General features: G+C 72.9%; 14 protein-coding genes. 12 read left to right on the top strand and 2 right to left on the bottom strand.

The window, feature by feature from the left end:
- Positions 1 to 323 precede the first annotated feature (323 nt).
- On the bottom strand, positions 324 to 905 hold the full coding sequence (locus WME73_RS29045; protein WP_437739640.1) for a Uma2 family endonuclease: 582 nt from the start codon (positions 903 to 905) through the stop codon (positions 324 to 326).
- A 126-nt stretch (positions 906 to 1,031) separates the two neighbouring features.
- Between WME73_RS29045 and WME73_RS29040 the strand changes: the two genes are divergently transcribed.
- The 11 genes from WME73_RS29040 to WME73_RS28990 all read left to right on the top strand — a co-directional run bounded on the left by WME73_RS29040 (position 1,032) and on the right by WME73_RS28990 (position 17,986).
- Positions 1,032 to 5,615, top strand: coding sequence for an nSTAND1 domain-containing NTPase (locus tag WME73_RS29040; protein WP_437911634.1), 4,584 nt, complete (start codon positions 1,032 to 1,034; stop codon positions 5,613 to 5,615).
- Positions 5,616 to 5,837: 222 nt separating this feature from the next.
- Positions 5,838 to 6,371 carry a hypothetical protein gene (locus WME73_RS29035; protein WP_437739638.1) on the top strand — a complete coding sequence of 178 codons (534 nt, stop codon included), beginning with the start codon at positions 5,838 to 5,840 and terminating at the stop codon, positions 6,369 to 6,371.
- The gene (locus WME73_RS29030; protein WP_437739637.1) at positions 6,352 to 6,729 is read left to right on the top strand and encodes a hypothetical protein; all 378 of its coding nucleotides are present in this window, start codon (positions 6,352 to 6,354) and stop codon (positions 6,727 to 6,729) included. The genes WME73_RS29035 and WME73_RS29030 overlap by 20 nt, the downstream gene beginning before the upstream one ends.
- 15 nt (positions 6,730 to 6,744) lie before the next feature.
- Positions 6,745 to 9,225 carry a SpoIIE family protein phosphatase gene (locus tag WME73_RS29025; RefSeq protein WP_437739636.1) on the top strand — a complete coding sequence of 827 codons (2,481 nt, stop codon included), beginning with the start codon at positions 6,745 to 6,747 and terminating at the stop codon, positions 9,223 to 9,225.
- A 183-nt stretch (positions 9,226 to 9,408) separates the two neighbouring features.
- Positions 9,409 to 9,864, top strand: a complete 456-nt coding sequence (locus tag WME73_RS29020; RefSeq protein ID WP_437739635.1) for a hypothetical protein — start codon at positions 9,409 to 9,411, stop codon at positions 9,862 to 9,864.
- On the top strand, positions 9,845 to 10,222 hold the full coding sequence (locus tag WME73_RS29015; protein ID WP_437739634.1) for a hypothetical protein: 378 nt from the start codon (positions 9,845 to 9,847) through the stop codon (positions 10,220 to 10,222). The genes WME73_RS29020 and WME73_RS29015 overlap by 20 nt, the downstream gene beginning before the upstream one ends.
- 17 nt (positions 10,223 to 10,239) lie before the next feature.
- Positions 10,240 to 12,729 carry a SpoIIE family protein phosphatase gene (locus WME73_RS29010; RefSeq protein ID WP_437911633.1) on the top strand — a complete coding sequence of 830 codons (2,490 nt, stop codon included), beginning with the start codon at positions 10,240 to 10,242 and terminating at the stop codon, positions 12,727 to 12,729.
- Between the two features lie 241 nt (positions 12,730 to 12,970).
- Entirely contained in the window at positions 12,971 to 13,426 is a 456-nt protein-coding gene (locus WME73_RS29005) for a hypothetical protein (protein WP_437911632.1), read from the top strand.
- Complete coding sequence (locus WME73_RS29000) at positions 13,407 to 13,784, top strand: hypothetical protein (RefSeq protein ID WP_437739631.1); 378 nt, start codon at positions 13,407 to 13,409, stop codon at positions 13,782 to 13,784. Before WME73_RS29005 ends, WME73_RS29000 begins: the two co-directional genes overlap by 20 nt.
- A 20-nt stretch (positions 13,785 to 13,804) precedes the next feature.
- Positions 13,805 to 16,273 (top strand): SpoIIE family protein phosphatase, encoded by a 2,469-nt coding sequence (locus WME73_RS28995; protein WP_437739630.1) that lies wholly within the window; start codon positions 13,805 to 13,807, stop codon positions 16,271 to 16,273.
- 210 nt (positions 16,274 to 16,483) lie between these two features.
- Positions 16,484 to 17,986, top strand: a complete 1,503-nt coding sequence (locus tag WME73_RS28990; protein WP_437739629.1) for a pyruvate kinase — start codon at positions 16,484 to 16,486, stop codon at positions 17,984 to 17,986.
- A 410-nt stretch (positions 17,987 to 18,396) separates the two neighbouring features.
- Here WME73_RS28990 and WME73_RS28985 read toward each other — a convergent pair whose 3' ends face one another.
- A complete protein-coding gene (locus WME73_RS28985; RefSeq protein WP_437911631.1) occupies positions 18,397 to 19,131 on the bottom strand; it encodes a hypothetical protein in 735 nt (244 codons plus the stop codon).
- A gap of 9 nt (positions 19,132 to 19,140) precedes the next feature.
- Between WME73_RS28985 and WME73_RS28980 the strand changes: the two genes are divergently transcribed.
- The gene (locus WME73_RS28980; protein WP_437911630.1) at positions 19,141 to 21,111 is read left to right on the top strand and encodes an ATP-binding cassette domain-containing protein; all 1,971 of its coding nucleotides are present in this window, start codon (positions 19,141 to 19,143) and stop codon (positions 21,109 to 21,111) included.
- Positions 21,112 to 21,125: the final 14 nt, after the last annotated feature.

The following is a 21,125-nucleotide window of genomic DNA, read 5'->3' as shown; positions in this document are numbered from 1 at the left end:
CCCGTATTCCGCGTCAGCCATCCAAAGGAGCGTGACGCCCCCCACACATCGGCTCGAGCATCCGCCGTCCCCCCGTCGGGCAGAGACCCGCCCGCCGGCAGAATACGCGGCAAGGCATGGAAGTCCAGCCTAGCGGCGCTCAGCGCGCTCAGCGCTCCTCGCGACCTCGGGCGGCATCCTCGGGGCGTCTCCCCGGGGCATTCCGTGCGGGAATGGAGCGAATTGGCGCACTTGGCGCCATGACGGTTTTCGTCCTGAACCGGGGCGACTCCCGCTACAGCGCTGGTGGACTGGTTCGATGCGGTGTCGCTGAAACCGCGGATTCAGAGGTTGGCGGCCGCGAGCACGCCCCGGTACACGTCGTCCACGCCGATCTCGCACCCCACCGACGACAGCGCAGCCCGAGCGCCGGGGCCATAGACCCGGAGCACCCAGCTCCCGTCGGCCTGGCGCGCGAACACCTCGATGCGAGGCGCCTTCTGTGACGCCAGGACGACCTCTCGGATCGACGCCACGGTCTGGTAATGCGCGAACTTGTCGCCGCGATCGTACGCCTCGCTCGAGTCGGAGAGCACCTCGATCACGAGGACCGGGTTCAGGAGGGTGTCGCGCCGCTCGTCCTCGAACTCGGGACGACCGCAGACGACCGAGCCGTCCGGGTAGACGTAGCGATCCGCGGCGGGGATCTTGATGCGCATGTCGGAGTTGAGCGCCACGCATCCGCGCTCGCCCAGCGCGTTGCCGAGCAGTCGGCCGATGTTCGCGGCGATGGCGCTGTGCTCGAACGTGCCGCCAGACATCGCGAAGAGCTCGCCGCCCGCGTACTCGTGCCTCGCCTCCGACGCGCGCTCGAGATCGAGGTATTCTTCCGGCGAGAGCTTCCGTCGCGGCGCCGCTTCTCCCATGTGCGGCAGTGTCGCGCGCCGGGCTTCCGATGTCCACGCGCAGCCGGGCGGACTGCCGCGGCGCCGGGGACTGCGGTGAGCGGGACCGTCCACCTCTCGCCGCGCCGGTGATACCGTCGTCTCGCGATGGACCGCACGCTCGTCGACGAGGGGAGCTCCTCCCGCGATCCGGGCCCGGTGCCCATGCCCGCGGGCGGGCTCGCGCACGCCCCCGGCGACGTGCTCGACCGCCGCTACCGGCTCCGCGTCCGCCTCGGCCGCGGCGGCTTCGGCGACGTGTGGCGCGCCGAGGAGCTCCTGCCCGACGGCGCGCCGTTCCGCGAGGTCGCGCTCAAGCTGCTCGTCTCGGACTTCGCCGACGCCGCCGACTGGGCCGACGAGGCCAAGCTCCTGGCCTCGTTCCGCCACCCGTCGCTCGTCACCATCTACGCCGCCGGCATCCTCCACGGCGCCCCGAAGACCCCGTTCGTCTCGATGGAGCTCCTCGAGGGCCGGAACCTCGCCGACCTGATCCGCTTCCGCCGCCGCATCCCCTGGCGCCGCGTCGTCGCCTGGGCCCGCGACGTCGCCGGCGCGCTCGACGTCATCCACGCGCGCAGCGTCGTCCACCTCGACCTCAAGCCCGCCAACCTGTTCCTCACCCAGGACGGCGCCCTCAAGGTCCTCGACTTCGGCATCTCGCGGCGCGCAGGCGCCCCCGTCTCCCGCGCCCCCGCCGTCGCCGTCGGCGGCGGCCATGACAGCGGCGGCGGCGACCTCGGCACGGCGGCCTTCCTCGCCGAGCGCGACGTCTACGCCTCCACGCGCCGCGCCTTCGCCGGCGCGGACAGCCCCGCCGCCGCGCGCAACGTCATCGGAACACCGGGCTTCATGGCGCCGGAGGTGCTCGAGATGGCCGAGCCGACCGCCGCCACCGACGCCTACGCGCTCGCCGTCTGCATCGCGCAGCTCGCCACCGGGCGCCTCCCGCACGCCGTGCCCGACGAGCCGGACGACTGCTCCGACCCCGCGAGCGTCTCCGCCTGGTGGACCGAGCTCCGCGCCGCGACCCTGCGCGGCACGATGCGCGACCTCGAGCGCGACCCCGCGCGGCTGCCGCGCGGCCTCGTCGCGCTCCTCCAGCGGCTCCTGTCCGTCGATCCAGCGCACCGGCGCGTCGCGCCAGGGAAGCTGACGCAGCTGATCGACGAGGTCTGGGAGCGGCCCCACGGCGTCCCCGAACGTCCGTACAGGGGCCTCGCGCCGCTCTCGTCCACCGACGAGGGGCTCCTGTTCGGGCGCGACGACGACACCGCGCGCCTCGGGCGCGAGCTCGAGTTCGAGCCGTGCGTCGTGCTCCAGGGGCCGCGCGGATCGGGCAAGAGCTCGCTCGCCTCCGCGGGGCTCGTGCCCCACCTCGCGCGCCGCCACGTCGACCAGAAGGACGACTGGATCGAGGCGCGCCTCACCCCGGGCGACCACCCCGACGGCGCCCTCGCCCGCGCGCTCGCCGCCGTCTCGCCGGAGCTCGAGGCCGCGGACCTCGACGCCCTCACCAGGTTCTGCATGGCGTCCCCCGTCGGCGTCGCGCTGATCGTCGACCCCATCGCGCCCCTCGGCGACGGGCGCCTCGCCGCCCTCGTGGGCGCGCTCGCGACCGGCGAGCCGCGGCGAGGCCTCCGGCTCATCGGCGTGCTCGACGAGGCCGACGACCGCACCGCGGCCCTCCTCGCCACCCCGGCCGGCGAGGGCCTCCGGGCCGCGCTGCGCTACGTGGGGCTGCCCGCCGCCGCCGCCGTGAAGGACCTCGTCGCAGGCCCGGCGAAGCTCGCCGGCGCCGAGGTGCGCGGGCTCGCCCAGGTCGCGGCCGAGGCGCAGCGCGAGCTCCGGAGCGGCGGCGCGGCGCTCTCGTTCATCGCGCTCGCCCTCGCGGCGTGGTGGGAACGCGCGCGCGACCGGCGCGGCGCGCTGAGCGGCGAGGCCTGGCAGGAGCTCGGCGGCGTGCGCGGCGCCCTCGCGCGGCACGCCGACGCCGCCCTCGCCGCCCTCGCCCCGGAGGACCGCGCGATCGCGGACGAGGCGCTGCTCCGGCTCGGCGCGATGGACGGGTCGCGCGTCCGCTGGGTCGAGGCAGAGCTCGCCGAGGCCGTCGCCGCGCCGCCCGACGATGTCGACCGCGTCCTCGGCGCCCTCGAGCGCGCGCGCCTCCTCGTCCGCCGCGACAGGTCCGTGGAGCTCGCCCACGAGTCGCTCGTCTCGAGCTGGCCGCACGCCGCCGCCACCCGCGCGCTGCACATGGAGCGGCTCATCCTGCTCGAGCGGCTCCGCGAGGCCGCCGACGTGTGGGATCGCTCCGGCGAGAGCCCCGATCTCCTCCTGCGCCGCGACCTGCTCGAGCAGGTGAGCAAGAGCGCGGCCTTCGCCTCGCGGCTGCCGCGGCGCGAGCAGGCGCTCGTGCGCGAGAGCCTCCGGCGCGCCCGCGCCCAGCGCGCCAAGAAGATCGGCGCGGCCCTGGCGCTCGGGCTCACCGTCGCCTCGGCGTTCATGGCCGAGCGGTGGACCGCGGCGCGCCAGGCGCAGACCGAGGCCAAGGCGCGCGAGGCCGAGGAGCGCGCCGAGCTCGCCGAGCTCATCGGCAAGGCGCGCCGCACGGAGGACCCGTACCACCGCGCCGCGTGGATCGCCGCGGCCCTCGCGCGGCGCGCGGATGACGCGGCGCTGCCGCTCGATCTCGCGTCGGCCGCGGTGGGGCTGCCGCGCGCGCGCTTCCTGACCGTCGACGCCGTGGTGGGGCCGGCGCTGCCGTGGGACGATCGGTGGGTCATCGCCGGCGGCCCCGGGGGCTCGCTGCTCGTCGCCGACCTGCGCCCGCCCGACCCGGAGGTCATCGACGACGTGGCGCTCGACGCCGACCCGGAGAGCATCGAGCGCGCCAAATCGCCGCGCGTCCTCGCGCTGCGGCCGCACGACGCCCCGCACGTGGAGCGCGTGCCGTTCGCGTTCGACACGGCGCTCGCGACGCGCTCGGTCACCGGCGAGGTCCGCGTCTTCCGGCTGCGGGAGGGCGGCACCGTCGCGCTGGCCGCGGTCGCGCCGGTGCGCTGCAGCAGCGCCGTCCACGCGGCCGAGGCGGCGCCCGTCCTCGCTTGCTCGACCGACGGCGGGATCGCGCGCTGGGACATGCGGCGCGGCGGCGGCGCCGAGGCGGTCGATCGGCACCCGTTCCGCGGCAACGTGCTCGGCGTCTCGCCCGACGGCGCGCGCGTGGCGGCGGTGCTCGGGCGCAGGGCGCTGCTCTGGGGGCCCGGCGGCGGCGCGGGCGCCGAGATCACCCTGGGCGCGCCCGCCGTGCTCGGTCGCTTCAGCCCGCGCGATCCCGTGATCGCGCTCGTGCAGCAGAGCAGGACGTCGATCTACGCCCTCGACCGGCCCGAGGCGCCGCTCTTCGAGCTCGACACGGATCCGGCGCCCGCGTCGGCGCGCTGGGACGCGGGCGGGCTCGATCTGGGCGTGTGCGGCAGCGGCGGCAGCGCCTGGCACTACCTCCGGAAGGGCGGTCGCGCCGCGGGCGATCCGCCGCCCGAGGGCTCGCCGTGCGAGGCGTCTCCGGGCAAGGGCGCGCCGCGGCCGCTGCGCGCGCGCGGCGAGATGGCCGACATCGCCGAGCGCGACGTCGGCCCGCACGCGCTCCTCGGCGGGTGGCGGCTGCCGGACCGGCGCGTGCTCACGCGCGACCTCGTCCTGTTCAGTCCGGGCGCGCCCGCCGCGGAGCGCCTCCTCGGGTTCGAGGGGCTCGACCCGGAGGGGAGCCCCGAGGTGCGCGGCGCGGCCGCCTCGGCCGCGGCCGCGCTGCGGCGCGGGGGCGTGGTCGCCTTCGAGATCGGCGGCGAGGTGCGCCTGTACGACGAGGGCTCGCGGCGCCGCGCGGCCGCGCGGCGGGGCCACCTGCTGCGCGCCTGCGACGACGGCCGGCTCATGGCGTACCGGCGGGACGAGGGGGTGTGGACGCTGTTCGACGCGACGACCGGCGCGACGGTGGAGGTGGTGCCGAGGGCGCCGGCGCTCGTGCTCGGCGTCGACGCCGCCTGCCGGACGCTGTTCACGCAGGAGCTCGACGGAAACGTCGTCGCGACGTCGCTCCGCGACCTGTCGTCCCGCACGATCGCGGTGACCGACGGCTATGTCTACGAGGCGCGCCCGAGCGCCGCGCGCGGCGACGTCGGCCCCGGGCTATGGCTCGCGTTCAGCTCGGGCGCGCTGGCGCGCATCGACGAGGCGCGGGGCGAGGTGCGGGTCCTCGGGTACGCCACGCCGCGCGCGACCGCGATCGCGGACGGCCCGCTGCCGGGAGACGCGGCCTTCGCGGACGCGACGGGCGTCGTCGTGATCCGCCGCGCCGGCCTCACGGAGCGGGTGCTCGAGGGCGTGAGCGGGGCGGAGTGGGAGGACATCGCCGCCGCGCCCGACGGCAAGACGTTGCTGCTCTCGTCGGCGGACCGGATCGCGGCGCTCGACCTGGAGCGGCACGAGATCGTCGGCGCCATGCCGTCCGACGGCCGCGAGCGGCTCGCGCCGTGGGACGCCGACGGCTCGGTGCTCTCATGGTCCTTCGGCCGCGTGGGCGGGGCGACCGGCCTCGTGGTCCCCCGGGGGCTGCCGCTCGCCCAGCGCGTGGGAGAAGCGGTGTCGAACCTGAGGGCCCAGGGCAAGCGGCTCGTCGCGCGGCCGTGAGGCCGCGCGCCAGTGAAGGAGCGCGGCCGTGAGGCCGCGCGCCAGTGAAGGAGCGCGGCCGTGAGGCCGCGCGCCCAGTGAAGAGCGCGGCCGTGAGGCCGCTGCCGACGCGCCAGGTCAAAGCCAAAGCCCGCCGTCGCGCCGTATTGTAGGGTCTGCCCTCACCCGCGCGCTCGCGCGAGAGCAGAAGGCGTTGGCTCCGCTGCGGGAACGACGTAGGCTGTGGCAATCGTGCCCGCGTCCGAACCGAACCTGAATGCATCACTGTTCCTGTGCATCACGTTCTTCCCGAGCGACCGCATGGCGACCGCGGTGCTGCGGCTCGTGTCCAGTTTCTGCGGGATGATCCTGGACGACGCGAATGTGAGCTCGCGGTTCTACATGGCCGCGCACGAGCTCGCCGAGAACATCACCAAGTATTCGACGGGCCCCAGGGTCAGCCTGGAGCTCGCGCTGGAGGAGACCGAGAGCTCCTGTATCCTGAAGATCCGCGCGCGAAACGAGGCCTCTCTCGAACGCCTACGGGAGGTGGAGAGGCGCCTGCTCGAGCTGAAGACGACGAGCGATCCGGTGAAGCACTACGACGAGCTTATCCATGAGACGGCGATGGTAGAAGGGGTGTCGGGGCTCGGCCTCGCGCGGGTGCGCGCGGAGGGCGGGCTCGACGTGGACTACAAGATCGAGGGGAACGAGCTGACGATCATCGCGCACGCGCCGGTTGGGAGATGGAGGGGAGATGAGCAGCTTAAGGGTTGAGTCCGTCGTCACGGACAGCTTCGGGATCGAGCCGACCCTGAGGGAGGACACCCTCAGCGTCAAGCTCACCGGCACGGGCGACATGGCGGCGGCCGCGCCGCTCGGCTCCTATTGCAAGGCCCTCCAGGCGGAGGTGGTGCGCCTCTCCGTGAGTGCCGTGGAGTTCGACGTAAGGTCTCTTTACTTTCTCAACTCAAGCTGCCTGAAGGCGTTCATCAGCTTCATTTGCGGTCTAGCCGCGCAGGGGCTGAAATGCAAGATACAGTTCGTCACGGACGCCAGGCTTGGGTGGCAACGGCGGAGCTTGACGGCGCTGGAGCGCATGTCCCCCGAGCTGGTCTCCATCGCCGACGCTTGAGCAGGAGCCGCAGGGATGAGCAAGAGACGCCGGACGATCGCCCTCCTGATGGACTACGTACGAGGTGAGTACCAGTCCGAGGTGCGTTTCGGCGTCGAGCGTGCCGCCGAGGCGCACGACGTCAACCTCGTCATCGCCTTCGGGGAGACGCTCGCCCTCCCCGGGGCCGCCAGCACGGCCCAGAACAGCATCTATCACCTCATCGGCGCGGAGACGGTCGACGGCATCATCGTCGCCTCGACGACGCTCTGCCACCACGTCGGCATCGAGGGGATGAAGCGGTTCTGCCGGTCCTACGCGCCGCTGCCGATCTGCAGCCTCGGGATGGCGATCGACGGCATCCCGAGCCTCGTGGTCGACAACGGCCTCGGGCTCGATCTCTCGGTCGGACACATCGTCGAAGACCACGGGTGCCAGCGCGTCGCGTACATCGGCGGGCCGCCGAGCAACGAGGAGGCGGAGGTCCGCGCCGACGCCTACCGGAGGGCGCTCGCGGACCGCTCGCTCCGCTTCGACGAGCGCCTCGTCGCGTTCGGCAGCTTCACGATCGACACCGGGCGCGCCGCGATGCGAGAGATCATCGGGCGCGGGGTCGCGTTCGACGCCGTGGTCGCCGCCAACGACAACATGGCGCTCGGGGCCGTCGAGGAGCTCAAGGCGCACGGCCTGAGCGTCCCGAAGGACCTCCCCGTGTGCGGCTTCGACGACGCCGTCATCGCGCGCTTCGCGAAGCCGTCGCTGTCCACCATCCGCCAGCCCATCAAGCGCATCGGCGCGCGCGCCGTGGACATGATCGTGCGCATGATCGAGGGCGAGCCGGTCCCCGAGTACAACCTGTTCCCGGTCGAGCTCACGCTGCGCGAGTCCTGCGGCTGCGGGTACCAGGTGGAGCCCGCGGGCGCGCCCTCGAGCAAGGCGTGGAGCGCGCCGCTCCCGTCCGCTGGCCAGCGGGACGATCTGGAGCGCCTGCTCGAGAAGAGCGTCGCGATCCCCGCCGGATCGCTCGACGGCTGGGCCGGCCTGCTCCTGTCGGCGCTGGAGGAGGAGCTCGAGGGGACCGAGGGCCGCTTCCTGCGCGCGGTCGAGTCGCTCCTCGACGCGGCGGGGCGCGAGGGCGCGATCCTCGAGCACTTCCAGGGCATGATCACGCTCCTGCGCGAGCAGTTCCGCCGGGGCCACGGGGCCCTCCGGGATGCGGTCCTCGACGAGGCGCTCGAGCGGATCTGGCACGCCTCGCGCATCGTCATCGGGAGCGCGTCCGTGCGCGCCGAGGGGCAGCAGCGGCTCAACGTGGAGCTCGCGTCGCTCTACCTGAGCTGGAGCGCGCGGAGCTTCTCGACCTGCCTGAGCCTGCCCATCCTGCGGCGCATGATGGCGTCGGAGCTGCCGCGGATGCAGTTCTCGCGGGTCGCGGTGTCGCTCTATGACACCGCGCACGACCCGCAGCGCACCACCATGAAGGCGCTCTTCCTGATGGAGGACGGGCGCGAGCTGGAGCCGCCGGCGGAGAGCTTCCCGGCGCGCCGCCTCGCGCCCGAAGGGTTCCTGGGAGGCCGGGAGCGCACGAGCATGATCGCGCTCCCGGTCGCGTTCGGCGACGAGGAGAAGTTCGGTGTCGCGGTGCTCAACAGCGGCGCGAACGAGATGGTCTATGACGCCCTCCGCCTCCAGATCGGCTCGGCGGTCAAGGCCGCGGCGCTGCACTGGGAGGTCGTGCGGCAGGTGGAGCTGCGCGAGCGGCTGGAGCAGGAGAAGGTCCGCCAGGAGAGCGTCGTCGCGGCGCGCATCCAGACGACGCTGGTGCCGACGCAGCTCTCGGTCGAAGGCCTCGAGCTCTCCGCCGTCATGAAGCCGGCCGCGGAGGTCGGCGGCGATTACTACGACGTGCTCGCGACGGACGAGGGCGGTTGGCTCGGGATCGGCGACGTCGCGGGGCACGGGCTCGCGGCGGGGCTCGTGATGCTGATGATCCAGAGCATGATCTCGGCCCTGACGCGCAACGACCCGCGCGCCAGCCCCGGGGACATCCTCTCTGCGGTGAATGGGGCGGTGTACGAGAACGTCCGCAGTCGGCTGAAGCGGGACGAGCACGCGACGCTGCTCCTCTTGCGGTACGAGCGGAGCGGGCGGGTGACGTTCGCGGGGGCGCACGACGACATCATCGTGTGCCGCGCGCGCACCCGCCGCTGCGTGTGCATCCCGAGCTCGGGCGTCTGGATCGGCGCGCTGCCCGCCATTGACGCGATGACGCGAGACGCCGAGTTCGTCCTGGAGGACGGGGACGTCCTCGTGCTCTACAGCGACGGCGTGACGGAGGCGCGCAACGCGCACCACGAGCAGTTCGGCCTCGAGCGGCTGTGCTCCACCATCGAGTCCTCCCAGAGCGCGCCCGCCGAGGCGATCCGGGACCGGATCCTCGGCGAGGTCGAGGGCTGGTGCCCGAGCCCCGATGACGACATCACGGTGGTCGTGGCGAGGTACAGCGCGCCTCGATAACTGTAACTGTGGCAACTGTGGCCCGAGGCCGCCCGCTTTCCTACATGAGCGCTATCGTCGGTGTCAGCAGAAGGGATTGGATCCGGGTTGAGAACCACGTACGCTGCGCCAATCGTGTCAGTGTCCGAACCGAGTCCGAACGGGTCACTGTTTCTATGCATCTCGTTCCACCCGAGCGAGCGTATGGCCAACAGCGTGCTTCGGCTGGTGTCCAGCTTCTGCAGCATGGTGCTGGACGACGCCAACGTGAGCTCGCGGTTCTACATGGCCGCGCACGAGCTCGCCGAGAACATCATCAAGTACTCCTCGGGCCCCAAGGTCAGCCTCGAGCTCGCGCTGGAGGAGCGCGAGAGTTCCTGGGTCATGAAGATCTCCGCGCGGAACGAGGCGTCGCCGGAGCGGCTGCGCGAGGTGGAGAGGCGGCTCTTCGAGCTGAAGGCGGCGAGCGATCCTGTGAAGCACTATGACGAACTCATCTGTGAGACGGCGATGGTAGAAGGGGTGTCGGGGCTCGGCCTCGCGCGGGTGCGCGCGGAGGGCGGGCTCGACGTGGACTATACGATCGAGGGCAACGAGCTGACGATCATCGCGCACGCGCCGGTGGGGAGGTGGAGGGTCGATGAGCAGCTTAAGGGTTGAGCCCGTCGTCACGGACAGCTTCGGGATCGAGCCGGCCCTGAGGGAGGACACCCTCATCGTCAAGCTCACCGGCACGGGCGACATGGCGGCGGTCGCGCCGCTCGGTTTGCTCCTCAAGGACCTCCACGCCGAGGCGGCGCGCCTCCGCGTGAGCGCCATCGAGTTCGACGTGAGGGCCCTTTACTTCCTGAACTCGAGCTGCCTGAAAGCGTTCATCAGCTTCATCGCCGGCCTCGCGAGCCAGGGGCCGAAGTGCAAGGTGGAGTTCCTCACCGACGCGAGGCTGGGCTGGCAACGGCGGAGCCTGACGGCCATCGAGCGCATGTCTCCGGAGCTGGTCTCCATCGCCGATACCTGACGCGAGAGCCGCGCGAGATGAGCGAGAAGCGCCGGACGATCGCCTTCCTGATGGACTACGTCGGGGGAGACTACCAGTCCGAGGTGCGCTTCGGCATCGAGCGCGCCGCGGAGGCCCACGACGTCAATCTCGTGATCGCCTTCGGAGAGACGCTCGCGCTGCCCGGCGAGGGGGGGGCGGCCCAGAACAGCGTTTATCAGCTCATCGGCCCGGAGACGGTCGACGGCATCATCGTCGCGTCGGCGACCCTCTGCCATCACATCGGCATCGAGGGGATGCGCGAGTTCTTCCGGGCTTACGCGCCGCTGCCCGTCTTCAGCATCGGGATGGCGATCGACGGTATCCCGAGCCTCATCGTGAACAACGGCCTCGGGATCGAGCTCTCGGTCGGGCATATGATCGACGTCCACGGGCGCCGGAACGTCGCGTACGTCGGCGGACCGGCCAACAACGAGGAGGCCAAGGCGCGCGCCGACGCCTACTGGGGGGCGCTCGCGGCGCGCGGCCTCCCGCTCGACGAGCGCCTCTTCGCGGTGGGCGCGTTCACGATCGACAGCGGCCGCGTCGCGGTACGCGACATCCTGGACCGCGGGGTCGAGGTCGACGCCGTGGTCGCCGCCAACGACAAGATGGCCCTCGGCGTGATCGAGCTGCTCGCGGAGCGGGGGCTCCGCGCCCCGCAGGACATCCTCGTGTCCGGCTTCGACGACGCCTTCATCGCGCGCTTCTCCAAGCCGTCGCTCACCACCGTTCGCCAGCCCATGAAGCGGCTCGGGGCCCAGGCGATGGACACGATGATGCGCATGCTCGACGGCGAGGTCGTAGAGGACGTGGCGCTCCTCGACGTCGAGCTCACGTGCCGTGAGTCGTGCGGCTGCAGGGTCCAGGCGAGCGCCTCGCTCGCGCCGTCGGCCTCGACGCCGCGCGACGGGGCGTCCCTGGTCGCGGCGCGGCGGGAGTCGCTGGAGACCGCGCTCAGGAGGAGCGTGGCCATCCCGACTGGCTCGCTCGATGGCTGGCCTGGCGAGCTCCTGTCGGCGCTGGAGGACGAGCTCGCGGGGCGGGAGGGCCGCTTCCGGCACGCGCTCGAGGCGCTCCTCGACGCGGCGGGGCGCGCGGGCGCGATCCTCGATCACTTCCAGGGCGTGATCGACGTGCTCCGGGAGCGGCTCGGCCGGCCGCCGTCGGGCGGCGGGGGCGTCGCTCTCTACGATGCCCTCGAGCGGCTCTGGCACGTGTCGCGCATGGTCATTTCGAGCGCGTCGATGCGCGTCGAGGGGGAGCGGCGGCTGACCGTGGAGCTCGCGGCGACGTACCTCAGCTGGAGCGCGCGGAGCTTCTCGACGTGCCTGAGCCTGCCCGGCCTGAAGCGCGTGCTCGCGTCGGAGCTGCCGGTCCTCGGGATATCGCGGGCCGCGGTGTCGCTTTATGACGACGCTCCCGAGGCGCAACGAGGTTTCATGAGGTCGCTCTTCCTGATGGAGGACGGCCGCGAGGTGGACCCGCCGGCGGCGAGCTTCCCGGCGCGGCGCTTCGCGCCCGACGGGTTCCTGGGAGGCCGGGAGCGCACGACGATGATCGCGCTCCCCGTCGCGTTCGGCGACGAGGAGAAGTTTGGTGTCGCGGTGTTCAGCAGCGGCGCGCACGAGCTGATCTACGACGCGCTCCGCCTCCAGATCGGCTCCGCGACCAAGGCCGCGGCGCTGCACCGGGAGATGGTCCGTCAGGTGGAGGCGCGCGAGCGGCTGGAGCAGGAGAGGGTCCGCCAGGAGAGCGTCGTCGCGGCGCGCATCCAGACGACGCTGGTCCCGGAGCGGCTGTCGGTCGCGGGGCTCTCGCTCTGCGCCGTCATGAAGCCGGCCGCCGAGGTGGGCGGCGACTACTACGACGTGCTCGCGACCGCCGACGGCGGCTGGCTCGGGATCGGCGACGTGGCGGGGCACGGGCTCGCGGCGGGGCTCGTGATGCTGATGATCCAGAGCATGGTCTCGGCGCTGACGCGCAGGGACCCGAGGGCGAGCCCAGCCAGGGTGATCTCGGCCATCAACGCGGCGCTGTACGAGAACGTCCGCGGCCGCCTGAAGCGGGACGAGCACGCGACGCTGCTCCTGCTCCGGTACGAGCGGAGCGGGCGGGTGACGTTCGCCGGGGCGCACGACGACATCCTCGTGTGCCGCGCGAAGACGCGCCGCTGCGTGTGCATCCCGAGCTCGGGGGTCTGGATCGGCGCGCTGCCATCCATCAACGACATGACGCGAGACGCCGAGTTCGTCCTGGAGGACGGCGACGTCCTCGTGCTCTACAGCGATGGAGTGACCGAGGCGCGCGACGCCCACCATGAGCAGTTCGGCCTCGAGCGGCTCTGCACCACCATCGAGGCCGTCCAGACCGAATCCGTCGTGGTCATTCGTGACCGGATCCTCGGCGAGGTCGAGGGCTGGTGCCCGAGCCCCGACGACGACATCACGGTCGTCGTGGCGAGGTACCGCGCCCCCCGGCAGCCCTGACGCATCGGTCGAGGCGCGGCCAGCGCGCCCGGCGAAGCGGCGAGCGCGCGGTCGAGACGGACGCCGTGAACAGCGCGCCGGGGCGCTCGCGATCGTTCGCTCGCCTACATGGGCACACGGCCGACCAACGGGGATTGGATCCGGTGCAAGAATTACGTAGGCTGCGTGAACCGTGTTAGCTTCCGGACTGAGCCAGGACGCTTCACCGTTCTTGTGCATCACGTTTTTCCCGAGTGAACGGATGGCTAGCGCGGTGTTACGGCTGGTGTCCAGCTTCTGTGGGATGGTGCTGGACGATGAGAGTGCGAGCTCGCGGTTCTACATGGCCGCGCACGAGCTCATCGAGAACCTCATCAAGTACTCGTCCGGCCCGGAGGTCAGCATCGAGCTCGCGCTGGAGGAGGGCGAGGGCGCGCGGGTCCTCGTGATCCGCGCGCGGAACGAGGCGTCGCCGGAGCGGCTGCGCGAGGTGGAGCGGCGGCTCTCCACGCTGAGGTCGGCGAGCGATCCTGTGAAGCACTATGACGAACTCATCTGTGAGACGGCGATGGTAGAAGGGGTATCCGGGCTCGGCCTCGCGCGGGTGCGCGCGGAGGGCGGGCTCGACGTGGACCACACGATCGAGGGGAGCAGGCTGACGATCATCGCGCAGGCGCCGGTTGCGGGATGGAGGGGAGATGAGCGGTTTAAGGGTTGAGCCTGTCGTCACGGACAGCTTCGGGATCGAGCCGACCCTGAGGGACGACACCCTCGGCGTCAAGCTCACCGGCACGGGCGACATGGCGGCGGCGGCGCCGCTCGGCCTTTGCCTCAAGGCCCTCCAGGGAGAGGTCATGCGCCTCTCCATCAGCGTGGTGCAGTTCGATATAAGGGCTCTTTACTTTCTCAACTCGAGCTGCCTGAAGGCGTTCATCAGCTTCATCTGCGGGCTCGCGGGCCAGGGGGTGAAGTGCAAGGTGCAGTTCCGCACGGACGCGCGGCTAGGATGGCAAAGACGGAGCCTGGCGGCGCTCGAGCGCATGTCTCCGGAGCTGGTCTCGATCGAGGACACCTGACCGGAGAGCCGCAGGACAAGATGAAGAAGCGCCGGACGATCGCCCTCGTGATGGACTATGTGCGCGGCGAGTACCAATCCGCGCTGCGGATCGGGGTCGAGCGCGCCGCCGAGGCGCACGACGTCAACCTCGTGATCGCCGTCGGGGAGACGCTCTCCGCCCACGGTCCCTCCGAGGCCGCCCAGAACAGCATCTACCGCCTCGTCAGCGCGGAGGCGGTCGACGGCATCGTGGTCGCGTCGGCGACGCTCTGCAATTTCGTCGGCGCCGAGGGGGTGCAGCGCTTCTGCCAGGACTACGCGCCGATGCCCCTGTGCAGCATCGGGATCCCGCTGGAGGGCATCCCGAGCATCCTCGTGGACAACGGCCTCGGGATCGAGATGGCGGCCGGCCACCTGCTCGACGATCACGCGTGCCGGCGCGTCGCGTACATCGGCGGGCCGGTCAACAACGGGGAGGCGAGGATCCGCGCCGACGCGTTCCGCAAGGCGCTGGCCGCGCGCGCGATCCCGTACGACGAGCGCCTCGTCGCGAGCGGCCAGTTCACGATCGACACGGGCCGCACCGCGATGGCCGAGATCCTGGACCGCGGGGTCGAGATCGACGCCGTGGTCGCGGCGAACGACAACATGGCCCTCGGCGCGATCGAGCTCTTGAAGGCGCGGGGCCTCCACGTGCCGAGGGACATCCTGGTGTGCGGCTTCGACGACGTGGGCGTGGCGCGCTACGCGAGGCCGTCCTTGACGACGGTCCGCCAGCCGATCAAGCGGCTCGGGGAGATCGCGCTCGAGACGGTCCTGCGCATGCTCGACGGCGAGGCCGTCCCGGATCGGAGCATGCAGCAGATCGAGCTCACGCGGCGCGAGTCCTGCGGCTGCGCGTACCAGGCGATCGCGATGCGGCCGCTCACGAACCCGCCGCGCCTCGGGGCGATGTCGCTCGGCGGCCGGCGCGACGAGCTGGAGCGGGCGCTCGAGCAGGCCGTGGGTATCCCGGCCGCGTCGCTCGGCGGCTGGGCCGGCGGGCTCGTGTCGGCGCTGGAAGAGGAGCTCGAGGGCCACGAGGGGTGCTTCCTGCACGTGCTGGAGCGCGTCCTCGACACGGCCGGGCGCGAGGGGGTGTTCCTCGATCTGTTCCAGGGCGTGGTGACGCTCCTGCGCGCGCGGCTCCGGCGGCCGGTCGAGGAGGGGGGCGATGCCGCCGTGAACGAGGCCCTGGAGCAGCTGTGGCATGCATGCCGCGTCCTCATCGGGAGCGCGTCCGTGCGCGTCGAGGGGCGGCAGCGCCTCGACGTCGAGGTCGCCTCGATCGACCTGAGCTGGAGCGGGCGGTGGTTCTCGACGTGCCTGAGCTTGCCCCTCTTCCAGCGCATGCTGGCCTCGGAGATGCCCAGGCTGCACTTCACGCGCGCCGCCGTCTCGCTCTACGACGACGCCCAGCGAGCCACCCTGAAGACGCTGTTCCTGATGGAGGACGGCCGCGCGGTGACGCCGCCCACCGAGAGCTTCCCGTCGCGCTCCCTGGCCCCTCCCGGGTTCCTGAGCTCGAGCGAGCGCACGAGCGTCGTCGTGATGCCGCTCACGTTCGGCGACACCGAGTATTTCGGGGTGATGGCGCTGAACAGCGGCATGAACGAGATGGTCTACGACGCGCTGCGGCTCCAGATCGGCTCCGCGGTGAAGACGGTGGCGCTGCACCGGGAGATGGTGCGTCAGGTGGAGCTGCGCGAGCGGCTGGAGCAGGAGAGCGAGCGGCAGGAGACGGCGCTCGCGGCGCGCCTCCAGACGACGCTGGTGCCGGAGCAGCTGCACATCGAGGGGCTGGAGCTCTCCGCGGCCATGACGCCGGCGGCCGAGGTGGGCGGCGACTACTACGACGTCATCGCGACGCCCGAGGGGGGGTGGCTCGGGATCGGCGACGTCGCGGGGCACGGGCTCGCTGCGGGGCTCGTGATGCTGATGATCCAGAGCATGGTGTCGGCGCTGACGAGCAGGGACCCGGGCGCGAGCCCGAGCGAGCTGCTCGCGGCGCTCAACAAGGCGCTCTACAAGAACGTGCGCAGCCGCCTGAAGCGTGACGAGCACGCGACGCTGCTCCTGCTCCGGTACGAGCGGGGCGGGCGGGTGACGTTCGCCGGGGCGCATGACGACATCATCGTGTGCTCGGCGCGCACGCGGCGGTGCGTGTGCATCCCGAGCTCGGGCGTCTGGATCGGCGTGTTGCCCGTCATCGACGAGGTGACACGGGACGCCCAGTTCGTCCTGGAGGACGGGGACGTCCTCGTGCTCTACAGCGACGGGGTGACGGAGTCGCGCAACGCGCACCGCGAGCAGTTCGGGCTGGAGCGGCTCTGCACCGCCATCGAGGCCGTGCAGGCCGCGCCGGTCGAGGCGATCCGCGACAGGATCCTGAGGGAGGTCGAGGGGTGGTGCCCGAGCCCGGACGACGACATCACGGTCGTCGTGGCGCGGTACCGCGCGCCGGCGTAGTAGCGCCCGAGGCTGCCCTTACCGTCGCGTCGCCTCGGCATGGCGGCGCTCGATGACGCGGCTGTGGAGGAACGGAGACGTCCTGCCCTCGCCGGCGCTCTTCCGGCGTGGGGCGCTGGACTGGCCTTGCGCGCGGTGCTGGACTCGACTCATCGGCGCGCTGCAGCGGACGCGAGGGCCCGCGCGCCGGGGCCCGGAGGAGATCGCGCCATGGTTTATCCCGACCTGCAGGTTGTCGAGCGCGCCCTCGCCGCCGTCGAGGCGCTGCGGGCGAGCGCCATCGAGCACGAGCTGCGAAACCGGCACCTCGTCGATGCGGTGCACCCGAAGCACCGGGCGGGAGCGACGAACCTGCTGCATTACCTCGCTGTCCGGCAGCAGGACATCCGCGACCTGCAACGGCAGCTCGCCTCGCTCGGGCTGAGCTCGCTGGGGCGCCTGGAGCGCTGTGCGCTGGCCTCCCTCGACGCCGTGCGCGGCGCGCTCGACGCGCTCGCGCGGCGCCCCGAGGTGCGGCCGCCCGGCGAGTCGCCCACCACGTTCGCGTCGGGGGGCGCGCTGCTCGAGGAGCACGCGCGGGCGCTGCTCGGGGAGGGGCGCCAGGGGCGAACGACGCGGGTGATGGTGACGCTGCCCGGGGACGCGCGCAAGGGGGAGCTGAAGCGGCTGCTCGAGGGAGGGATGGACGTCGCGCGGATCAACTGCGCGAAGGAGGACGCGGGCGCGTGGGCCGGGCTCATCGAGCGGCTCCGGGAGGCGGGACGGGAGACCGGGGTGCGGTGCAAGGTCCTCTGCGACATCGCCGGGCCCAACCCGCGCGTGAGCAAGATCGACGGGGATCCGGCGCGCGTCACGCTGTCCGAGCGGGGTGAGCGGCCCTGGCTCTGGCTCTGCAAGGACGTGAAGCGGGCGCGCCCCTCGGCGGGCAGCACCGGCGCGGGGGAGGTGCTCGCGCTCGGGTGCACCATCCCGGAGATCGTCGACGACCTCCGGCCGGGGCACCGGGTGTTCTACGACGACGGGCGGCTCGGCGGCACGGTCAAGCTCGTGACCAAAGGCGCCGCGCTCGTGGAGGTGGATTTCGCGCGCCAGGGCTCCGTGAAGCTGAAGCCTGGAAAGGGTCTGAACTTTCCGGACACCGAGCTCGGGATCCCGTCGCTCACGCCGAAGGATCTCGAGGATCTCGACTTCATCGCGCGCCACGCGGACATGGTGGGGCTCTCGTTCGTTCGGTCTCCTTCCGATGTGGAGCGCCTCCAGGCGGAGCTCGCCGCGCGTGGGGCCGCTCACCTCGGGATCGTCCTCAAGATCGAGACGACACCTGCGTTCGCGCAGTTTCCGAGGCTCCTGCTCACGGCGATGCGCAGCGAGCAGGTGGGGGTGATGCTCGCGCGCGGCGATATGGCCGTCGAGATGGGGTTCATGCGGCTGGCGGAGGTCCAGGAGGAGCTCCTGTGGCTCTGCGAGGCCGGGCTGGTCCCCGCGATCTGGGCGACGCAGGTGCTCGAGAGCCTGAACAAGACCGGCGTGCCGACCCGCGGGGAGGTGACGGACGCGGCGATGAGCTCGCGCGCGGAGTGCGTGATGCTCAACCAGGGCGAGAACATCGTCGCGACGGTCGCGTTCGTGGTCGACGTCCTCCGCCGAATGCAGGAGCACCAGGACAAGAAACGGGCGCTCATGCGATCGCTCGGGGTCTCACGCCTCGACTGAGGCGACCCAACCCCGGTTGACCCGACCCAGGTTGAGGGAGGGCGAGACCCGGGTTGGGCGTCCAGGTTGGGCGCACCGACCCGGGTTCGCTTTCCGCTTTCAGCAGTCGCTTTCCGCTTTCAGCGGTCGGCAGTTGACCCCGGTTGACCCAACCTGGGTGGGTAGCCCCGACCCAACCTACCCAACCTGGGTCGGCGGCCCGGACGACCCAACCCGGGTGGGTAGCCGGGTGGGTAGCCACGGACGACCCAACCCGGATGACCCAACCCGGGTGGGTAGCCCCGGAGCCCCGGGGGGTAGCCCCGAGCCCGGGTCGGCGGTCTGCGGGCGGGGAGCCCGGAGTTGGCAGCCAGCACGCCCGCCGGATCCGCTGACTTAGCAGCCAGCACGCCCGCCGGATCCGCTCCGGCTCAGTCGACCGAAGGCACGGTGGCGTCGACCCGGGTTGGGAGCCCGCGGGCGCCTGCCGGCGCGCGGAACGCTGCGCCCGACAGCTCCCGCCGCATGCAGGTGGCCGCCTCGTCGTAGCGGGGGTCGGACGCACTCCCGATGATCGTCGGCACCACGATATAGCCCTCGGCGTCGACGTTGAACTCCACCCGGATGGCGTCAGGCGGCAGCAGGCTCCCGCCCGGGCCGCGGCAGCGCTGCACGAGGTCCCAGTAGAGCTGCGCCCGCGCCGCCTTCTCGATCGCCGGGCTCGACATGTTGGCCTGCACCATGGGCGCGCCGATCTCGACGCGCGAGCGGGGGGCAGGGGTGGGGGCGGGCGCCGGCTCCGGCGGGAGCGCGGAAGGCGCCGGGAGGCCGGTGCTCGTGCCGATCTTCGCGATGCTCACGCCATCGGCCGGCCTGGGGGCGACCTCCCGCGCGGCGGCGAGGATCTCCTCGAGCGCATCCGGCTCGACGGACCCCACCGCCGGCGCGCTGTCCGTCCGGAGGCGGGCGCCGCGGTCGTCCAGCGACGCGGCGCCGCCGCGCGCCCAGGGGGTGAGCGCCCCGGCGTCGGCCCTCGCCGGCGGCGTGGGCGGCGGGCGCTCGCAGGCCGCGAGCAGCGGGAGCAGGGCCACGAGCGCGGTGCGCACGAGGAGAGGGTCGATCGAATGCGCGTCGCGCGCAACGGCGTCGGCAGTGTACCGTGGCATCGCACGTCGATGCGCGCGCTCCTCGCGATCCTGCGGATCGGTCTTTGCTCGCTGCGCGAGGGGAGCGTGTCGCCCATGTCGTCATCGGGAGGCCTGCGAGGCGCCTCTTCCAGGGCCGCCGCGCGCCTCGCCCTCGTCGTGGCGCTGTCGTCGCTCGCGGGCGCGCTGTCCGGCCTGCTCCCGGCGATCGCCGGCGTGGCCCTCGGCGCCGTCTCCGGGCGCGAGGCGCCGCCCTCGGGCGGCATCGGCGGCGCGCTCGCCCGGCTGCTCGCCGGCGCACCGCCGGCGGCCGTGGTCCTCGCAGCGCTCGGCGCCACGCTCGTGTCCGCCTCCCTGGCGGTGCTCTCGGGCCGGAAGAGCTCGGAGCTCGGCGGCGACCTCACCGCCGCGCTCCGCGTCGCGCTCTTCCGGGCGGCGCTCTACGCCTCGCCTCGCGACGTGGACGCCGCCGGGCGCGCGCTCATCGCGGCGCAGGCGGCGGGGCCCGCGCCGCGGCCGCCGAGCGCCGGGCCCGCGCCGCCCGTCCGGGGCGCGGAGGTCGTGCGGCTCGCGATCGCGCGGGACGCCGGCCTCGTCGCCGATTTCGCGATCGCCGTCGCGACCGGCTTGCCCCAGGCGCTCGCGACGCTCGCGGTCCTCGCCGGGTCGCTGGTCTCGAGCGGCATGGCGCTCGTCCTCGCGGGCGGCGCGGCGCTGTTCGCGGCCTCGCGCCTCGCGGCGGACCGGGCCTCGGGCCGCGTGGCGCGCGCGATGCGGGAGATGCAGCACGCCGACACGGCCGTCTTCGGCGCGGTGGGCGAGGCGCTGGCGGGAGCGGAGGACCTCCGCCTGCTCGGCGCGCGCGCCCAGGCCGAGGGAGAGCTGGCCGGGGCCGCGCGCCGGGTCGCGGACGCGCGCCGCCGCTTCGGCCAGGCGCTCGCCGTCTCCGGCCAGATCAAGGGCACGCTCGCGGCGCTCTCGCCGCTCGTCATCGTCGCCGCGCTCGCGGCCTCTCGCGGGGTCGCCGGCGCGGGCGAGGTCGGAGAGCTCCTGCTCGTGGTGCCGCTGCTGATGGCGCGCCTCGAGGCGCTCGACGCCCTCCGCGCCGGCTTCATCGAGCGCGCCCCCCTGCTGCGCGCGACGCTCGCGCTGCTGCGCCTGCCCGAGCACCCGCCGCGCCCCTCCGGCGGCCTCGCGGTGCAGCTGGACGGCGAGGCGAGGCGCCCCCTGTCGATCGCCTTCGAGGGGGTCACGTTCACGCCGCCGGGCGCGAGCCGCCCCGTCCTCGATGGCGTGTCGCTCTCGATCCCCGCCGGAGCGGTGGTCGGCGTCTGCGGTCGCTCCGGCAGCGGCAAGTCGATGCTCCTGCGCCTGCTCCTGCGCCTCGACGAGCCGTCGTCGGGCGCGATCGCCGTGGGTGGCGTGGATCTGCGGCAGATCCCGCCCGAGGAGCTCCCGCGGCTGTTCGGCGTGGTGGGACAATCGGCGCGGCTGTTCGAGCGGAGCATCGCGGACAACCTGGCGCTCGGCCTCGAGCCCGCGCCCACGGAGGAGAGCATGCGCGAGGCGCTCCTCCGGGTGGAGCTCGACGAGCTCGCAGGCGCGCCGCCGGCGGAGGGCGAGGCGCGGCCCGTGCGCGGCCTCGCGACGGAGGTGCGCGCCTCACCGCCGAGCCTGTCGGGGGGGGAGGCGCGGCGGCTGCTGCTCGCGCGGGTGCTGCTGCGCGAGCCGCGGGTCTTCGTGCTGGACGAGCCGGAGGCGGGCCTGCCGGGCGCCACCGCCGAGGCGATCCTCCGCACGGCGTGCGAGGTCGCCGCCGGGCGCACGGCCATCGTCGTGACCCACGCGCCGCACCTCCTCAGGTCGACGTTCAACGTGCTGCTCGACGGCGGTCGGGTCGCGGCGGTGGGCACGCACGAATCCCTCCGCGAGAGCTCGCCGCTCTATCGTTCGCTTCTGGCCGAGGCGCTGCAGCGATCCGCGAGGTCGGCGGCGGGCTGACGAAGACGCGCGCG

Origin of the sequence: Sorangium sp. So ce302 (genome assembly GCF_051530145.1) — a bacterium.
GTDB lineage: Bacteria > Myxococcota_A > Polyangia > Polyangiales > Polyangiaceae > Sorangium > Sorangium cellulosum_B.
This window is presented reverse-complemented; position numbering and strand designations above follow the sequence as displayed.